A 16,519-nucleotide genomic window follows, 5' to 3' on the forward strand; every position below is an offset into this window, starting at 1 on the left:
CAAAATGGCTAAAAAAACACTAACCCAAAAAGAAAAATTTACTGAAGCAACGTTCAAATGCTGGCAGGCAGCAACCCTATTAGAGGCCATGTCTAAATCTCGTCTTTCTGAAATGGACGGCACAGATATTAGCGTGGCGCTCGAAGGGATTCATAGAATTTTAGCTTCAGCATTGTATGAAATGGAAGATTTAGAAGTGGCGGGGGAATAACATGAGAGATTTAGAACAAGAATACCAAGATGCTATCAAAGAGCTTTCCAAATGTGAAAAACAGATGCTTTCAGCAATATATAATAACGATGCTCAACAGATATTCCCGCTATTAGATGAAACTCAAAAAATTGTTAATGACGTTTTATTGGGATCTACTCCACCAGATAAAGTGTTATTTGATATGTTAAAAGAAATTATAACCTTGAGAAAATACTTGATTAAAGTGTCTTTCAAGATTGAAAAAGCTAGAGAGCCGGCGGGGGTAGTTGAAGGCTTATTATTACACGCTGCATTGAATTTTGTTTTGAATTTACTCTACCGACAACAACAGATTATTGAAATGAAATTAGGTATCTCTGCGCCTAAAGGGAGTCTCTTATGCTAGCGCCAAATGTAAAAGTACAGCCAAAAGGCAAGCCATTCGAGGCTTATATCATTGCGGGAAGCGATGCCCTAAATAAAGAGCGAGCTAAACTAATTTGTGAATTAACACGAGCTGAACAAGGTTATAAACCTGTAATTCTAACCAGAGAAGCTATAGAGGAAGAAAGAGAGTTAGCCATAAAATGCGGTAAGGTTAGCATCTTTCGAGCAGGCGAATTAAGCGAGAAAGACAAGTGGGCTATTTGTGAAAATTTAGCTGCAAACTCTACTGCTGAAGAAGTTATTTTCTATGATGAAGCAGGTCAACCGGAACGAGATGAATCAGGCAATCTAATTGCGGACAGTAGCGACTTTGTTAAAAAATTGCGCGATGAATACCAGAGTAAAGAGCTGATTAAAGTCAAAGAAACAGACCGAGCAAGCGAAAAAGCAAGCGCATTCCGTAGATGGTTTAACGAGGATTTAGCCATACAGCGAGGAAGTGGAGAATTCTTTCGTTATACCGGTAAAGTATGGGAAAAAGTCGATGCTGAAGATATTGAATCAGCTATGGTAAATTTCTTTGATGAGAATAGATTAGGTTATAGTGATCGCACAATTAGCACTGTTATTAAGACTTTTAAAATTCAGTTGCCAAAAATGGACGAACCACCAGAAGATTCTATATTTTTTGATAATGGAATACTAAATTGTAAAACGCTAGTATTTGAACCTCATAAGCGTGAAAACTGGTTAACAACATACATTCCGCATACTTACAATGAAACCGCAGTTGGAACACCTATTTTTGATAAATGGCTTAATTTTGTAGCAGACGGCAATCAGGAAAAGGCTAGAAATATCTTAGCCGCTTTGTATGCGATTTTAACTAATCGCTACAACTGGCAGATATTTTTCCAAGTAACAGGAAAAGGCGGTAGTGGAAAATCGGTATTTGCCAACATTGCAACACTATTAGTTGGAGAAAAGAACATTGGAGCAGGTAGATTAGAAAACTTTGACGATGAAAGGGGGCTTGCTGGATTTGAAGATAAAAAATTGATTATTTGCGCAGAGCAAACGAAATACGCTGGAGATGGAAGCGGTGTAAAAGCGGTAACTGGTGGAGATACTGTGCGGATAAGACACAACTACTGTTCGCCTATCAATACTAAAGTAAAGGCTTCAGTACTGATTATTAACAATGAGCCGTGTAAATGGACTGAACGTAACGGCGGTGTAGATAGACGAGCTGTGAATTTTTGTTTTGATAAAGTAGTTCCAGAGAAAGAGCGAGACCCTGATTTCATGGACAAAATCACGCTTGAAGTAGGCGGAATTATTAGAAAGTTACTTAATGAGTTCTCAGACCCTATGGAGGCAAAAGCAGCTTTAGAAAGACAACAGAAAAGTAAAGAGTCTTTGAAAATTAAGATGGATTCCGACCCTTTAACGGCTTTCTTTGAGTACTTTTACACAACAGAAAAAATAGATGGGGTTTTTATTGGAAACGTTCCAAATGGTTTAGGCGACCCAAGCAAATATCTATATCATGCCTATCTTGGATATGTTAAGGCGTTAGGCTTAGCCGCGCTCAATGTAGTTAGATTTACTCAAGGCATTGAACAATCTCTAAATCAACATGGCAACGAATATCCTTTTAAAAAACACAAAACAGACAAGGGGCGTAAAACTAACGTCCACTTTAAAGACTTTAATGATTTTAAGAAAGAAATTCTAGAGCCACAATAACAGCGCGGGGGGAAACCCCCGCTTTTTTTGTATGATAATGCTTTTTAATGACGACCTAATGACGACCTGATGACGGTCATCATTCATTAACTCATTGATTTTAAATGAAAAAACAAAAAACATGACGACCTGACGACTAAAACATAAAAAAAAATCTTTTTAATTTCTATCTTTTACTTTATCAAAAGTTAAATCCATTCCGCATTGTTCGCAGTAATCGCCCCATAGCTGCATCAAAGGTCGTCTTAGCTCGATATATTCTGCTCGGTTATATGCTTGACTGGTTTCATTTCCAATTCTATGAGCAAGGCAACTTTCTGCCGCTCTAAAATCAACTGCTTGTTCTTCTAAATATGTTCTCGCGATAGAGCGTAATCCATGAGAATCTTGAATTCCTTGATAGCCAATTTTTCTTAATGCTCTCGTTATCGTTTCTTTGCTCATTGACTTATTAGGCTGACGATAATGTGGAAATACAAATTTATTTACACCGGTGATAGGTCGTAGATTTTCCAATATTTTAAGCATTTGAGCTGATAACGGTACTGTATGAGGATATTGCCCTTTCCGTGTTTTCTTCATTTTTTCAGCCGGTATAAACCAAAGTTTTTTATCAAAATCAATTTCAGACCATTCAGCACTTACAGCTTCAGCAGGTCGAACCATTGAGAGTAGTTGCCATTTGAAAAGCACTTTCGTAAGAAATTCTCTATTTGAGTTTTGGAAGTCGGTTATTAGCTTAGGTAGTTCACTTGGTGTAATTGCTGGGTGGTGCGTTTGCGCTTCTTTATGATATGCGATACTTACTTTTTGACAAGTATTAAAAGACAACACGCCCACAGTAACGGCATACTCTAAAATCTGATTCGCCAGATTTAGAATTCTGTGTAAGGTATCGTTTTTTCCTGCCTCATTTAATGGCTTTACCGCTTCTATTAGTATAGGGGGCGTTATTTTATCAATAGGATAATGACCGATGTTTGGGAATAAGTGATTTTCTAGGCGCTCCCAGTTTTTCCGCATCGTAGTTTCTTCAACTTCTCTCGCTCTTTTTTCTCTCCATCTTTCTGCCACTTTCAAAAAAGTATTTTCGTTTTTGGCCGCATTTATTCTTTCCTGTTCTTTTTTATGTTCTTGTGGATCGATATTTTTAGCAAGTAAAGCCAAGCATTCCTCTCTGATAGTCCTAGCTTCCGCGAGAGTAACAGTAGGGTAAACCCCTAATGATATTTTGGTTCGTTTTTTACTATATGGGCGAATGTAGTTAAAGCGCCATGTTTTAATGCCGCTTGGTAATACCAATAAGAACAGACCGTAACCATCTGTAAGGCTATATTCTTTATCCTTTGGCTTTGCTTTTTTTATTTCTGTATCTGTGAGCGGTTTAGTTATTTTAGGCATTATGCCCCCTTAATTTTCAGTTTTGTAACCATGAATTCTGATAATTATAGCGTGGTTACAATAATGGTTACATAAAAAGGCGTTAAAGCACGATTAAAAATGAGGGGCTATGATAGCAAGAGGCATTAAAAAATGCCCGTATAACAAGGCTCTAGAGATATTTTTGAGCGGTTATGATGGGCTTTAATTTGGTAAAGTGGTGCCAGTGGTCGGACTCGAACCGACACGCTTATTCAGCGGCGGATTTTGAATCCGCTACGTCTACCAATTTCGTCACACTGGCTAAGAAATTTGTTGGAGGGATTATAGAATAACTCTCATTTCTCTGGCAAGTAAAAAAGCGTTTTTATCTTTTAACTGGAGCAATTTTATGCACTTAAACTGCGGAGTTATTCACACTTTCTGTGGATAACTCCGTGAGTAACCCGAATAATATCTTTCTAACAGATTGATTTTATTAAAGAATAATTCAAATTTTTTAGCCGTTTAAAAAAACATCATCTCAAGAAGCAATTTCTACGACTTCACTTATCACTTGACCTTCTGCTAATCGTGTGCTTAATCGATCGCCTTTTTGAACCTGTTTGGTTGAGGTCAATACTTCACCATTTTCTACTTGAGTGACTGAATAACCTCGGCTTAAAATTTTTAATGGGCTTAATCCATCAACTTGGGCGCATAACGCCTTAAATTGGCTATTTGCCTGCATCCAGCTTTTCTCCATTGCATATTGAAGACGGTAAGCCAACTGTTGCTGATATTGCTGCTTTTTATGCACTTGCATTGGAAGTGGATTACGCTCAAAGCGTTCTAACACACTCTGCCATTGCTGGTTAATATTTTGCCAATATTGTTGAATTTGCAAATCTAAACGCAAATTTAACCACTTGAGTGCTTGCGCTTTTTCAGCTAACTGTTTCACTGGATGCTGAATTTCTGCTCTCTGTTTTAATTGATTCAGTTTTAGAGATTGATGCGCAATGCGTTGTTGCATAGCCAAATTCATACGATTACTCAACTGATGAAGCTGTTGCTTTTGCCAAGCTAAACGCTGATTTGGGTGTTGAGCATTTAAACGAAGCGTAAGCTGAGATAATTGGGTTGTTTTCTCAGACCAAATTCGATCAAAAGCCAAGCCTGCTTTGTCAAATTGATGTTGTAATTGTCTAATGAGTTCTTGGCAATCTCGGCTAACTAACTCAGCAGCCGCTGATGGAGTCGGTGCGCGCAGATCCGCAACAAAATCAGCAATGGTTACATCTGTTTCATGACCAACTGCGCTAATAATTGGAATGTTTGAATGATAAATTGCATAAGCAACCTTCTCTTCATTAAAACACCATAAATCTTCCAGTGAACCGCCACCACGCCCCACAATTAACACATCACATTCTTGACGAATATTCGCTAATTGGATCGTTGAAACAATCTCATCAATCGCTTCTTTGCCCTGAACTTGTGTCGGATAAATGATTACAGAAAGGCTTGGATCACGGCGTGCCAAAACGTGCAAAATATCTTGCAATGCCGCACCACTAGAAGAGGTAATAATACCTACACGCTTAGCAAATGAAGGAATTGGCTTTTTATGTTCTTGAGCAAACAATCCTTGCGCTGCCAATTTCATTTTGAGCTGCTCAAATTGTTGTTGTAATAAGCCCTCGCCAGCCGGCTGCATACTTTCGATAATAACCTGATAATCCCCTCGTGGCTCATACAAACTCACACTTGCACGAACAAGCACTTGCATACCATTTTGTGGCTTAAAATTGACTCGAAGGTTTTTCATTTTAAACATCGCACAACGCACCTGTGCGTGCTGATCTTTTAAAGTCAGATACCAATGGCCAGAAACAGGCTGACTAAAATTAGAGATTTCACCTGTTAGCCAAACTTGTCCGAATTCAACTTCTAGTAAATGACGAACAGAATAATTGAGTTGAGAAACAGTGAGCACATTATTCATAAAAAATGCTTCTATTTGGAAGATAGCTGATATGAAAAAGCCCCCGATAAAATCGAGGGCTAAGTATTTGGTTGCGGGGGCCGGATTTGAACCAACGACCTTCGGGTTATGAGCCCGACGAGCTACCAAGCTGCTCCACCCCGCGTCTGATAGAGCATATAATACACCTTATTTTTATCCGTGCAACGTTTTTTTTGATCAAAATCATATAAATGCCTAATTTTAAAACAAATAAAATGGAAAATAACCTATGTAAGAATTTGCAAAGCCCAAGCTATCCCCTGTTGTTTACTGGTAAATTTTGCTATCCTAATTACTTTATTTCTCTTATTAAAAACTAGGTTAGAAAATGATGAATTGGAAAGCAATTGGAAAATGGACTGCACTAGCTAGCATCGCTTTTTGTGTTGTTTCTTGTACAACGTCTAAAAAAACAACTAAGCCGAACTCAAGTGGCTATTACAATGCTGAAAATGCTAAATTAGGTGCTGTTTATAAAAACCGCCAAATGATGCCAAACTATATGCATTTTGCGCGTGTTAGTAGCGTAGAAAACAAACAAAATATCGTTAACGGACATGATTTCATTCAACAATTGAATAATGTTCGTGCTTACTCTGGCAACATTACTGGCCGCTATGCCGGCGTATATAGCAAAATTCAACGCTGGGTTAGCGCGGGAGCTAATGTAGATGATTTAGCGAAATACGGCATTAACGCTAACTTAATGCGTGGACAAGATGGTTTCCAAAATGTGAACCTGACTGGCTATTACGCACCTGTGTTACAGGCACGTCGTTTCCCTCAAGGCGAATTCCAACATCCGCTTTATCGTCTTCCAGCAAATAAACGCTTTACCCGTGCACAAATTTATAATGGTGCGCTAGCTGGTCAAGGCTTAGAATTAGGCTATTCAAATTCAATGGTTGATAACTTCTTCTTAGGCGTACAAGGTAGTGGATTTATCGACTTTGGCGAAGGACAATTAAGCCATGTTGCCTATGCAGGTCAAAATGGTTTTAAATATGCATCCATAGGTCGCTTATTGGTTGAAGATGGTGAAATTCCAAAAGAAAAAATGTCAGCACAAGCCATTAAAGATTGGGCAAAACGCAACCCTGGCCGTACGCAATCTTTGCTTGAGCGTAATCCATCTTACGTTTTCTTCAAATTTGATGATACCCATGAAGTAAAAGGATCTGCTGGTGTGCCTTTAGTTGCCTTAGCCTCTGTCGCTTCAGATAAAAGCATTGTGCCATCTGGCAGCGTTGTATTAGTTGAAATGCCGTTAATTAACGATCACGGTGATTTTACCGGTAAATATGAAATGCGTTTAATGGTTGCATTAGATGTGGGTGGTGCAGTAAAAGGCCATCACTTTGACATCTACCAAGGCGTTGAAGGCATTCATAAAAAAGCCGCACAAACTGCGGGCTTACTTAAACACTTTGGCCGTGTTTGGGTGCTAAACTAATCGCTTTCCTATCAATCAAAAGGGTGTGAACACACGCCCTTTTTTATCTCATCAGGAAAAAATACAAGCGGTCAGATTTTTGTGAACTTTTGCAAAAATTTCATCAAATCTAACCGCTTGTTACTAACCAAATAGCTGATCCATCTCTTCGATGAGCGCCATGCTTGGTTTATCAAAATAAACGCCTGAGTTAGGCTTTCCATTCATCCCACGCAAGAAGAGATAGGCGACTCCGCCAATATCTCTTTCATAGTCATATTGTTCCCCTAAACGTGTACGTAAATAACGATGCAGCGCTAAAGTATAAAGCAAATACTGCAAGTCATAGCGATACTGCCCCATCGTTTTTTCAATACGTTCAGCACTATAATCTTGGGCTAAAAAACCTAAGAAATTAGATTTATAGTCAATTAAATAAAATTTGCCATTTACTTTAGCAATACAATCTACAAAGCCTCTTACATAACCTTCTAGCTGTGGTAACTGTAAGTCGCCTAAGCGCTGCGCCAGTGGATGATATTGTTTAAGCAGTTGATTTAATTTGCGTAATCCTTGCTTGTTTTTTAAGCGCAAATAGAACTCCCACTCTTTTAAGCAAGCATTTGGCTGAATAGCATTCAGTGTTAGCGCTTCCTTACCAAAAGGTGTCGTCATAATTTGATTAAACCATTGCTCAGTTGGCGCTTGCCATTCTTGCGATAAATCTAACGATGACAATAGTTTTTCCACATTCTCTGAAGCAATCGGTTGTTGGAAATCTTGCGCTTCAAAAAAGTGATGTAATAAGGTGCCCACTTTCGCGCTATGCGGAAACTGATAAGGAGAATATGCGTTATCCATCAACTCTTCTACATCTACATCGGCGATTTCATTCGTCACAATTTGGCTATCATCATCTTCAGCACGAATGAACATTGATACAGGCTGATTCTCTGCTTGCGCTTGATGATAATAATGCAAAGCGGTAAAGCTGGTGGTTTGCCCATCTTGTTTTAAACTGCCGTTAAAATAACGCGGTGTTGGGAGCGATAAACGCTCTTGTTTACTTACCCACGCATCAATCGGTGCGGTTTCAGGTAACATTTTCGTGCAGCAATGTTCAATTTTTTGCTTCAGTAATTGTTCCATTGGAGTATTGATCTGCTGATCGCTTCCCAAACCAATTTCCCCTTGGGTAAGCAAATATAACAATGCGTTCCAACATTTTGGCATCACTTCTGGTAAGACTAAATTGAGTTGCGACTCCGCTCGCGTTAATGCAACATAAAGCAAACGCAAATCTTCCGAATATTCTGCTTTATTTTGCAATTCAGCAATCTCACTGGCCTTTTCTTTATCACCCCAGTGGATTTCTGCATTATCATCTTGGTATAACACTAAGCCTTTATTTCTCGCGATATACTTTGAATTCCCGACAAAAGGCAGCCAAACAATAGGATATTGCAAGCCTTTTGAGCTATGAATCGTGAGAATTTTGATCAGCGCCTCTTCACTTTCTAAGCGCAGCGCATAGTCTGCTTGATCTTCACTCGTTTCCTCGTTGATTTGATGCTCATACCAACGTAATAATGCGGTTTCATTTTCACAATTTTGCTGCGCAGACTGTAATAATTCCGTTAAATGCAACAAATCAGTCACCACCCGATCGGCATCCGTTAAAGTGCCTAATCGAGCAATAATTCCTTCATTTAAATAAAGCTGATGCAACATAGGCAGCACGCCTTCTTGTGCCCAAACTTGTTGATAATGCACAAAACGCTCAACATAAGCATCCCATTTCATCTCGTTATGCTTAATCTCTAATAGCTCACTCGCACTAAAATGCCACAATGTGGTACCAAGGGCTGCAAGTAACGCTCGCTGATCATAAGGCGATAAACAAGCTTTCAAAACCCAACATAAATCTTGTGCAATATCGGCTTCATAAACATTACTACGATCCGACATAAACACTGACTTAATCTGGCGCTCTGCAAGCGCTTGTTTAATTAAATTTGCCTCTTTTCGACTACGTACAAGTACGGCAATATCTTTCGCTGCAAAAACACGAGCCTTTTCTGGATTTGCTAAATTTAGCCCAAATTCACCCGCTTGCATCAATTTCAATTGCTGCTGAATTTGATGAGCACATTGTGTGGCAAGCAAATCATTTTTTGGTGCAGTAATTTTGAGTTCTTGCTTGCCTTTCTTTTCTTCTAATTCTTGATTCGGTTGTAAATAAGCATTGAAATGACTTTGCCCACAGAGCTCTGCATCTTGCTCACCATTTTCAATCGCCTCTAGACGTTCAGTTTTAGCAAGCACAGGCTGAAAACTGATTCCTTCATAGAAAAATGGGGCTGCCTTGCTTTCTTTGCTAAAAGTAAAAAGCGAATTCACCGCACTGACAATTGGTTGTAATGAACGCCAGTTTACCCCTAAGGTGCGTTTTTCTTCTGCTTGGTTTGATGCTTTTAAATACGTGAAAATATCTGCCCCGCGGAATTTATAGATCGACTGTTTCGGATCGCCAATCATAATAAACCCTTGCCCCGCTTCTGGTTGCTGAATGAAAATTTTGCTAAAAATTTCATACTGCGTTACATCAGTATCTTGGAATTCATCGATCATCGCAAAAGAGAATTGACGGCGAATATGCGTGGCTAAATGTGCACCTTGTGGAGATTGCAAGGCTTGATTCAGTAACGTTAGCAAATCATTAAACCCTTTTTCACTATGCGTGGCTTTATATTCAGCCAGTTTGCTACGCAAAGCTGTAAGAAAAATATATTGCAATACTTCTGATTGTTGAGATTGAGCGGCTTCAAATTCTTCCTCGTAAGCGGTCAAAAAATCCTGAATTTTTGTAAAATGGGCATTAAGCTCAAATTCACAGCCTTTTTTAATCGCACCACTAATATAATCGGTTGAAAAGCGCAATAATGCATCTGTCGGAAAACTGCTATCTAACGAATTTTTTGACCACCATGCCAATAGCGCTATGCGCTCAAGCGTTGGGTTTTCTTTGTATTTATTGGCATTAAGTTGACGAGCACTTGCACTAAGATCCGCAATAATTGCTTCCGTAAGTGCAGTTTCATTTTCTCGCCAATAGGTTTTCACTTCTTCTAAAAAATCGAGGTAGACTTGATTTTGTTTTGAAAAATTTCCTGATTGCCAATCTTCTACCCCTTCTGCAATCGCTTGAGGTAAATCGGGCAATTTCTGCTGGTAGATATGTGCACGAACCAAATCAAGTGCCGTTGCCGGATCACTTAAATGCTTTGAAACGGCTTTCGCTTCGACTAAATCACAAGAATAGAATTGTGTTCGCCAAACTGACTGACTCAACTTGCGTAATAGCTCACTTTCATCCGTATGCAATTCAAAATCAAAGCGCATGCCTGATTCAAAAGCAAACTGAGTTAGCATTTTTTGGCAGAAGGCGTGAATGGTATAAACGCTAGCGAGATCCATCTCTCGCTCAGCAATGCGTAAACGTAAAATAGCTGCGGCATAATCCGCTTTTGTCGCTTGGAATAAATCAAAATAATATTGTGATTGGCTATCTGAAGGTGTACTAGGCTCGATTTGCTGTGCTTTAAAATAAGCGTGGCATTGCTGAATGTTTGCGCGAATTCGATCACGCAATTCAGCTGTAGCGGCTTTAGTAAAAGTAACAACCAAAATTTGCTCAACCGTCATCGGCGTACAACCTACACCGAGTAAAAGGCGAAGATAGAGATTCGCCATGGTATAAGTTTTCCCGGTACCAGCAGAGGCCTCAATTAACGCCACTTTATCTAGTGGCATTTCTAATACATTAAGCGGTTTCATATTATTTAATTCTTTCTAAGCGGTTAATTTGTTCTGCTTCCGATAAAGATTGAATTCTACGCATTAAAATAATCAATAAACCAGCAGCAATACTCAAGCTAATACAAAAAATCAGCCAAAAGCCGCTTGCCGCCATGGGTTCAACAATCCAATCCGTACGAGCAAGCACATAACCTAATGGTATACCGATAATCCAATAACAAACAATGGTGACATATAAAATCGGCTGGGTATTTTTATAGCCACGTAAAATACCGTTTGCAACCGCCTGAATAGCATCTGGAATTTGGTAAAATGCAGAAAATAATAATAAATGCGCCGCAATAGTGAGCGAAACAGGATCGCGCGTAAATGCCATTGGAATCCATTGATTACATAATGCGATCACAAGCGCCGCTAAAGTTGCGAAGATAAAACTGGTAAACAGCGCATGATAACTCAGCACCTTCGCTTCATTGATAGCCCTTTGCCCAAGCATTTTTCCTACCACAATAGTAGTCGCAATACTAAAAGACATGGGAATCATAAAAAAGAGTGAGCTGGTTTGTAATGCAGCCTGATGGCTTGCCACAACTTGCGCACCAAGCGGTGAAAGCAATAAAGAAGAAGTCGAAAACAGCATTACTTCCGTAAAAGTTGCAAAGGCAATTGGTAAACCTAATTTGCAAAGTTTTAGCAAAATCTGACCGCTTGGTGGTTCAATCCATTTTTCAAATAGCTTGATATCTTTCTGTGCACGGTTGGTATAACAGTAATGCAGCATCATCAAGAACATTATCCAGTTCACAATCGCTGTCGCCACACCACAACCCACTGCGCCCATTTCTGGAAAACCAAACTTACCAAAAATGAATAAATAGTTAAGCGGGAGATTCAATAATAAACCAAAGAAGGTTATCCGCATAGCTGGAAGTGGGTTCGATAAACCGTCATTCATACAACGCAAATTGATAGCCAGTAGCGCAGGCACAATACCAATTGCCATGATTTGTAAATATTGCTGCGATTTAATCGAGAATGATTCAGGTGTGCCCATAAAATCTAAAATCCAATGACTATGGGTAAAGATAATAATCAGTGGAATAGAGAAACTCAGCACAAGCCACACACCTTGGCGAACCTGACTCGCAATAAGATGGCGTTGGTTTGAACCGTTAAGATAAGAAACTGTCGGCGTAATTGCATTAAGTAGGCCTAACACAAATAAAAATAGTGGAAAGTAAATGGAGTTACTCACCGCAATGGCAGAAACATCTTCATCGCTGACTAAGCCTGCCATTACAATATCAGCAAAACCCATGCCTGCAGCTGAAAGCTGAGAAATGAAAATAGGAAAAGTTAAACGAAAAAGTTTACGTGCATTTTCAAAATATTGTTGCCATTGCCAGTTCATAAATACCTCAAAATAAAATCGGCTTATTATAGCCGATTTTATTAGCTAGTTGCATAAAGCTTATGCGGTTGTCATCTCTTGCAGAATTGGTTGGCGAATAACCCTAGTTTAAAAATTCAAAAAAATAAAAAACACCCCATATCTTTTAAGACATGGGGTGCGATAATCCTCTTAATTCAGTGAAGAATTAACTAAGAAATTCTACGAATGAGGTAATTACACCTAAGTTCACAAGATCGACGAAGAAGGCGCCGACAAGCGGTACAATTAAGAAGGCTTTATGCGAAGGCCCGAATTTTTCTGTGACTGATTGCATATTCGCCACTGCAGTTGGTGTTGCACCTAAACCAAAGCCACAGTGCCCTGCTGTTAAAATTGCTGCATCGTAATCTTTACCCATCACACGGAAAGTCACGAAATAACCATAAAGGATCATCACAACAGTTTGAACTAACAGAATAATTAACATTGGACCCGCTAAACCTGAAAGTTCCCAAAGTTTGATATCCATTAACGCAATCGCTAAGAATAAACTTAATGAAGCATTACCGAAAACATCAATTGCACGGTCGAACATGTCGAATTTGAACACTTTCGTTAAAACATTTCGTAAGATAACACCAAAACCTAACGCCCAAACAAATTGAGGTAAGCTACTGTCTGGTAATAGCATCTTCATCACTTTGGAAAACACTAAACAAGCAGCAAATAACGCCATGGTTTCAATCACAGAAGTTGCCGTAATATAGCGGAAGTTATCTTTATCTTCAAAAGTACTACCATCATATGCATCAGGACTTGCATCCGCTTTTTTAACGTGCGCTTTTTTACCTAATCTAAGTTTATTTACCAAGTGACGAGCAACCGGACCACCAATTAAACCACCAGCAACTAAACCAAAGGTTGCTGAAGCCATCGCCATTTCGGTTACGCCTTGTAAAGCATATTTATCTTGGAAAGTTTTCGCCCATGCTGCACCCGTTCCGTGACCACCAGTTAACGTGATTGAACCTGTAATTAAGCCTAATTTCGGATCTAACCCAAATACAGAAGCTAGACTTACACCCACTACGTTTTGGACAACAATTAAGACACTCACCACGACTAAGAAAATCACTAATGGTATCCCACCTTGTTTTAAGCGGGAGAAGTCTGCTGAGAGACCAACAGAGGCAAAGAAAACCAACATAAAGGCATCTTTTAAGCCTGTATCAAATTTGAAAGACATACCATTCCATTGATACAGTGCAAAGATCAATGCAGCAACAATTAAACCACCAGCAACCGCTTCGGGAATGTTAAAATCTTGTAAAAATTTAATTTTCGCTACAAAGAATCGACCTAAGATCAATACAATGGTTGCAAAAATCAACGTGTAATAGCCATCTAAAACGATTGGTTCCACGGTATGCTCCTTGTTTTGTTATGGTTAAACAGTATGTTAGAGAATTGTTAAAATTCAATCTAACTGTAAAAGTTCACTACTTTTTGAAAATAACGCAATCGTTCTCGTTTGTCAACTTTCAGAAATAAAAATAAATCATGGTACGATTACAAAATTTGATGCAAGCGGTCTAAATTTTTCTCTCATTTGCAAATTTCCCTTTAAACTTAACCGCTTGTCTGTTCAGATAGAGGGAATTCGAGTAGAATAGGGCGTTTAATTTTTTATCATATTTAAGAAGAAATCAGATGAGTCGAACCAAAAAAACACGCCGCATTACCGATATTATGCCAATGCGTAAATCGGATAAAAAACCGGAACAACCAAAAATTTCTAGCGGAAAGAACCGTAAACCAACCCGCTATGAGCTGGATGCCAAAGCGCGTGAAGAAAAGAAAAAACGTAAACATAAAGGCTTACCAACCGGTTCACGTAATGTTGATCAAACTGAACAAAAGAAAACGGTAGTTAAAGAGGTGAAAGACCCTCGTATTGGTAGCCGTAAAAAAGTGCCATTGATGGTTGAATTCGTTAATCGCCCAGAAAAAGGCCAAACCATTAAGCCAGTGCCTGTTGTTGAAGAAATTCGTCCAACGCTTACTGCTGCACAAGAGCTAGAACAGCTAGAAAACAACGAATGTCTTAACCAGTTATTAGATGATTTAGAAGCGGGTAAAACATTATCGGCTGAAGATCAACGTTTCGTCGATGAGTGTTTAGATCGTATTGATGAACTAATGACTGAGCTTGGTATTACCGATGAGGAAGAAGATAACGGCGAAGCTTTATTCCGTCAGTTCTCAACGGTAGATATTAACCAATTTAGATAGGCGCTAGCCTAATTATTTTTAAGTGGGAATTTGAGTGTGATTAGAATCTATTTATTGGTTCTTGCTGCGTTAATTGTGCTTTCTTTAGCTGGTTATGCCGTTTTCTTATGGCTAAAATACCGTGCACAAAAAGCGATGCTGGCTGATGTAATGGCAGAGGCAAAAGAAAAGCATGAGGCACGATTAACACGTATCAAAGAAAGTGTAGATGTCATTGCTAGAGCAATGATTTCTAAACAATGTGATCTTTCTGAAGGTGTTTTACGTTTAAAACCGCTACTGGATGTGCTAGGACATAAACTGAGCCAATATCCAGCCATGTGGGCGCTTTATAATGTGATTGAAAGTCATCCAATTCTAGCGGATCGCAAAGCACTAAAACGCAATGAGCGAATGAAACTTGATTTAGAAAGAGAAGCGAAAGAAGCTGAACTTGAAACTGAAATTATCAATGAATGCCGACAATTATTAGTAAAAATGAAGGAAATGTAATGTCATCAGAAATTATTTGGGATTTTGACCTTATTCAAAAATATAACCAATCCGGTCCACGTTATACTTCATACCCAACCGCTTTGGAGTTTAGCGAAAACTATCATGATGATGATTTTAAAGTCGCAGCCGCGCGCTATCCAGATCGCCCGCTTTCACTTTATATTCATATTCCTTTTTGCCATAAACTTTGCTATTTCTGTGCTTGTAATAAAATTATTACCCGCCATCAGCATAAAGTCGATATTTACCTCGACTATCTTGAGCGTGAAATCACACAACGTGCACCACTATTTAAAAACCGTCTTGTCACCCAAATTCACTGGGGCGGTGGCACACCAACCTATTTAAACGAAGCTCAATCTTCTCGCTTAATGGGGTTGCTTCGTGAACATTTCACCGTTTCAGATGAAGCTGAAATCAGTATTGAGATGGATCCGCGTGAAGTTGATCTCTCTATGCTTGATCACCTACGAAATATCGGCTTTAACCGTATTAGTATGGGGATTCAAGACTTCAATAAAGAAGTGCAAAAATTAGTTAACCGTGAACAAGATGAAGAATTTATTTTTGCCTTAATGAAACGTGCAAAAGAGCTTGGATTTGTGTCAACCAACATCGACTTAATTTACGGTTTACCAAAACAAAATGTCGAAAGCTTTATGTTTACCCTTGAAAAAGTGGTTGAGCTTAATCCAGATCGTATGAGTGTGTTTAACTATGCACATTTACCAAGTCGTTTTGCTGCTCAAATTAAAATTAAAGATGATATGCTTCCGCCGCCAGAAACTAAGCTCACGATTTTACAAAAAACGATTGAGTTTTTAGGAAACAATGGCTACAAATTCATTGGGATGGATCACTTTGCGAAACCAGACGATGAATTAGCGATTGCTCAAAGCGAAGGTGTATTACATCGTAACTTCCAAGGTTATACTACCCAAGAAGAGTGTGATTTATTGGGTATGGGCGTATCTGCAATTAGCTTGTTAGGCGACACCTACGCACAAAACCATAAAGAATTAAAACAATACTACGCAGAAATTGAAGAGCGTGGCATTGCCCTACATAAAGGTTTAGCGCTAAGTCAAGATGACTGCATCCGCCGCGATGTCATTAAAGCGCTCATTTGCAATTTTAAATTAGATTTCGACCGCTTGTCTGAAACCTATCACATTAATTTTAATGAATACTTTGCCGAAGATTTAGCCCTGCTTCAACCTTTAGCAGAAGATGGATTGCTGACGCTAACGGATAAATCAATTGTCGTTTCACCGCGTGGACGATTATTGATTCGTAACATTTGTTTATGCTTTGATGTCTATTCCAGACAACTTGCAAAAAGACAACAATTTTCTAGAATCATTTAAGCGA

12 protein-coding genes and 2 tRNA genes are annotated in these 16,519 nt (G+C 38.9%); 7 read left to right on the top strand and 7 right to left on the bottom strand.

Annotated elements, in window-relative coordinates; genetic code table 11:
• The first annotated feature begins 4 nt into the window (after positions 1-4).
• From HMPREF1128_RS05415 to HMPREF1128_RS05425, 3 genes are read left to right on the top strand one after another with little or no spacing between them, the layout of a single operon-like run.
• A complete protein-coding gene (locus HMPREF1128_RS05415; protein ID WP_007524193.1) occupies positions 5-211 on the top strand; it encodes a hypothetical protein in 207 nt (68 codons plus the stop codon).
• A gap of 1 nt (position 212) precedes the next feature.
• Complete coding sequence (locus HMPREF1128_RS05420; RefSeq protein WP_007525234.1) at positions 213-599, top strand: hypothetical protein; 387 nt, start codon at positions 213-215, stop codon at positions 597-599.
• Complete coding sequence (locus HMPREF1128_RS05425; RefSeq protein WP_007524869.1) at positions 593-2,329, top strand: DNA primase family protein; 1,737 nt, start codon at positions 593-595, stop codon at positions 2,327-2,329. The genes HMPREF1128_RS05420 and HMPREF1128_RS05425 overlap by 7 nt, the downstream gene beginning before the upstream one ends.
• Positions 2,330-2,488: 159 nt before the next feature.
• Here HMPREF1128_RS05425 and HMPREF1128_RS05430 read toward each other — a convergent pair whose 3' ends face one another.
• The 4 genes from HMPREF1128_RS05430 to HMPREF1128_RS05445 form a co-directional block, all read right to left on the bottom strand.
• On the bottom strand, positions 2,489-3,730 hold the full coding sequence (locus HMPREF1128_RS05430; protein WP_007525426.1) for a tyrosine-type recombinase/integrase: 1,242 nt from the start codon (positions 3,728-3,730) through the stop codon (positions 2,489-2,491).
• A 197-nt stretch (positions 3,731-3,927) separates the two neighbouring features.
• Positions 3,928-4,013, bottom strand: a tRNA-Leu gene (locus tag HMPREF1128_RS05435).
• A 219-nt stretch (positions 4,014-4,232) separates the two neighbouring features.
• Positions 4,233-5,696, bottom strand: a complete 1,464-nt coding sequence (gene xseA, locus HMPREF1128_RS05440; RefSeq protein WP_007524382.1) for an exodeoxyribonuclease VII large subunit — start codon at positions 5,694-5,696, stop codon at positions 4,233-4,235.
• A 68-nt stretch (positions 5,697-5,764) separates the two neighbouring features.
• Positions 5,765-5,841 (bottom strand) — tRNA-Met (locus HMPREF1128_RS05445).
• 207 nt (positions 5,842-6,048) lie between these two features.
• On the opposite strand from HMPREF1128_RS05445, the gene mltA reads away from it, so the two are divergent.
• Complete coding sequence (gene mltA, locus HMPREF1128_RS05450) at positions 6,049-7,170, top strand: murein transglycosylase A (protein WP_010129716.1); 1,122 nt, start codon at positions 6,049-6,051, stop codon at positions 7,168-7,170.
• 123 nt (positions 7,171-7,293) lie between these two features.
• Here the strand turns inward: mltA and recB are convergent, their stop codons facing one another.
• From recB to gltS, 3 genes are all read right to left on the bottom strand, one after another.
• Entirely contained in the window at positions 7,294-10,986 is a 3,693-nt protein-coding gene (recB, locus tag HMPREF1128_RS05455; protein ID WP_007525233.1) for an exodeoxyribonuclease V subunit beta, read from the bottom strand.
• Position 10,987: 1 nt separating this feature from the next.
• Positions 10,988-12,379: an MATE family efflux transporter gene (locus HMPREF1128_RS05460; protein WP_007525055.1), complete on the bottom strand. Its 1,392-nt coding sequence runs from the start codon at positions 12,377-12,379 to the stop codon at positions 10,988-10,990.
• Between the two features lie 187 nt (positions 12,380-12,566).
• Positions 12,567-13,784: a sodium/glutamate symporter gene (gene gltS / locus HMPREF1128_RS05465; RefSeq protein ID WP_007524040.1), complete on the bottom strand. Its 1,218-nt coding sequence runs from the start codon at positions 13,782-13,784 to the stop codon at positions 12,567-12,569.
• A gap of 287 nt (positions 13,785-14,071) precedes the next feature.
• Between gltS and yihI the strand changes: the two genes are divergently transcribed.
• Genes yihI through hemN form a run of 3 tightly spaced genes read left to right on the top strand, consistent with a single transcriptional unit; the run spans position 14,072 to position 16,515 of the window.
• The gene (gene yihI / locus HMPREF1128_RS05470; protein WP_007525418.1) at positions 14,072-14,653 is read left to right on the top strand and encodes a Der GTPase-activating protein YihI; all 582 of its coding nucleotides are present in this window, start codon (positions 14,072-14,074) and stop codon (positions 14,651-14,653) included.
• 36 nt (positions 14,654-14,689) lie between these two features.
• A complete protein-coding gene (locus HMPREF1128_RS05475) occupies positions 14,690-15,145 on the top strand; it encodes a DUF2489 domain-containing protein (protein ID WP_007524772.1) in 456 nt (151 codons plus the stop codon).
• Positions 15,145-16,515 carry an oxygen-independent coproporphyrinogen III oxidase gene (hemN, locus tag HMPREF1128_RS05480; protein ID WP_007524564.1) on the top strand — a complete coding sequence of 457 codons (1,371 nt, stop codon included), beginning with the start codon at positions 15,145-15,147 and terminating at the stop codon, positions 16,513-16,515. The genes HMPREF1128_RS05475 and hemN overlap by 1 nt, the downstream gene beginning before the upstream one ends.
• Positions 16,516-16,519 lie beyond the last annotated feature (4 nt).

It is taken from the genome of Haemophilus sputorum HK 2154 (genome assembly GCF_000287615.1).
GTDB classification, from domain to species: domain Bacteria; phylum Pseudomonadota; class Gammaproteobacteria; order Enterobacterales; family Pasteurellaceae; genus Haemophilus_A; species Haemophilus_A sputorum.

Excerpts from the sequence above, each read along its gene's own strand:
- hemN (WP_007524564.1), top strand. The coding sequence starts at position 15,145 with ATGTCATCAGAAATTATTTGGGATTTTGACCTTATTCAAAAATATAAC.
- mltA (WP_010129716.1), top strand. The coding sequence starts at position 6,049 with ATGAATTGGAAAGCAATTGGAAAATGGACTGCACTAGCTAGCATCGCT.
- xseA (WP_007524382.1), bottom strand. The coding sequence starts at position 5,696 with ATGAATAATGTGCTCACTGTTTCTCAACTCAATTATTCTGTTCGTCAT.
- HMPREF1128_RS05420 (WP_007525234.1), top strand. The coding sequence starts at position 213 with ATGAGAGATTTAGAACAAGAATACCAAGATGCTATCAAAGAGCTTTCC.
- HMPREF1128_RS05430 (WP_007525426.1), bottom strand. The coding sequence starts at position 3,730 with ATGCCTAAAATAACTAAACCGCTCACAGATACAGAAATAAAAAAAGCA.
- HMPREF1128_RS05425 (WP_007524869.1), top strand. The coding sequence starts at position 593 with ATGCTAGCGCCAAATGTAAAAGTACAGCCAAAAGGCAAGCCATTCGAG.
- yihI (WP_007525418.1), top strand. The coding sequence starts at position 14,072 with ATGAGTCGAACCAAAAAAACACGCCGCATTACCGATATTATGCCAATG.
- recB (WP_007525233.1), bottom strand. The coding sequence starts at position 10,986 with ATGAAACCGCTTAATGTATTAGAAATGCCACTAGATAAAGTGGCGTTA.
- HMPREF1128_RS05460 (WP_007525055.1), bottom strand. The coding sequence starts at position 12,379 with ATGAACTGGCAATGGCAACAATATTTTGAAAATGCACGTAAACTTTTT.
- HMPREF1128_RS05415 (WP_007524193.1), top strand. The coding sequence starts at position 5 with ATGGCTAAAAAAACACTAACCCAAAAAGAAAAATTTACTGAAGCAACG.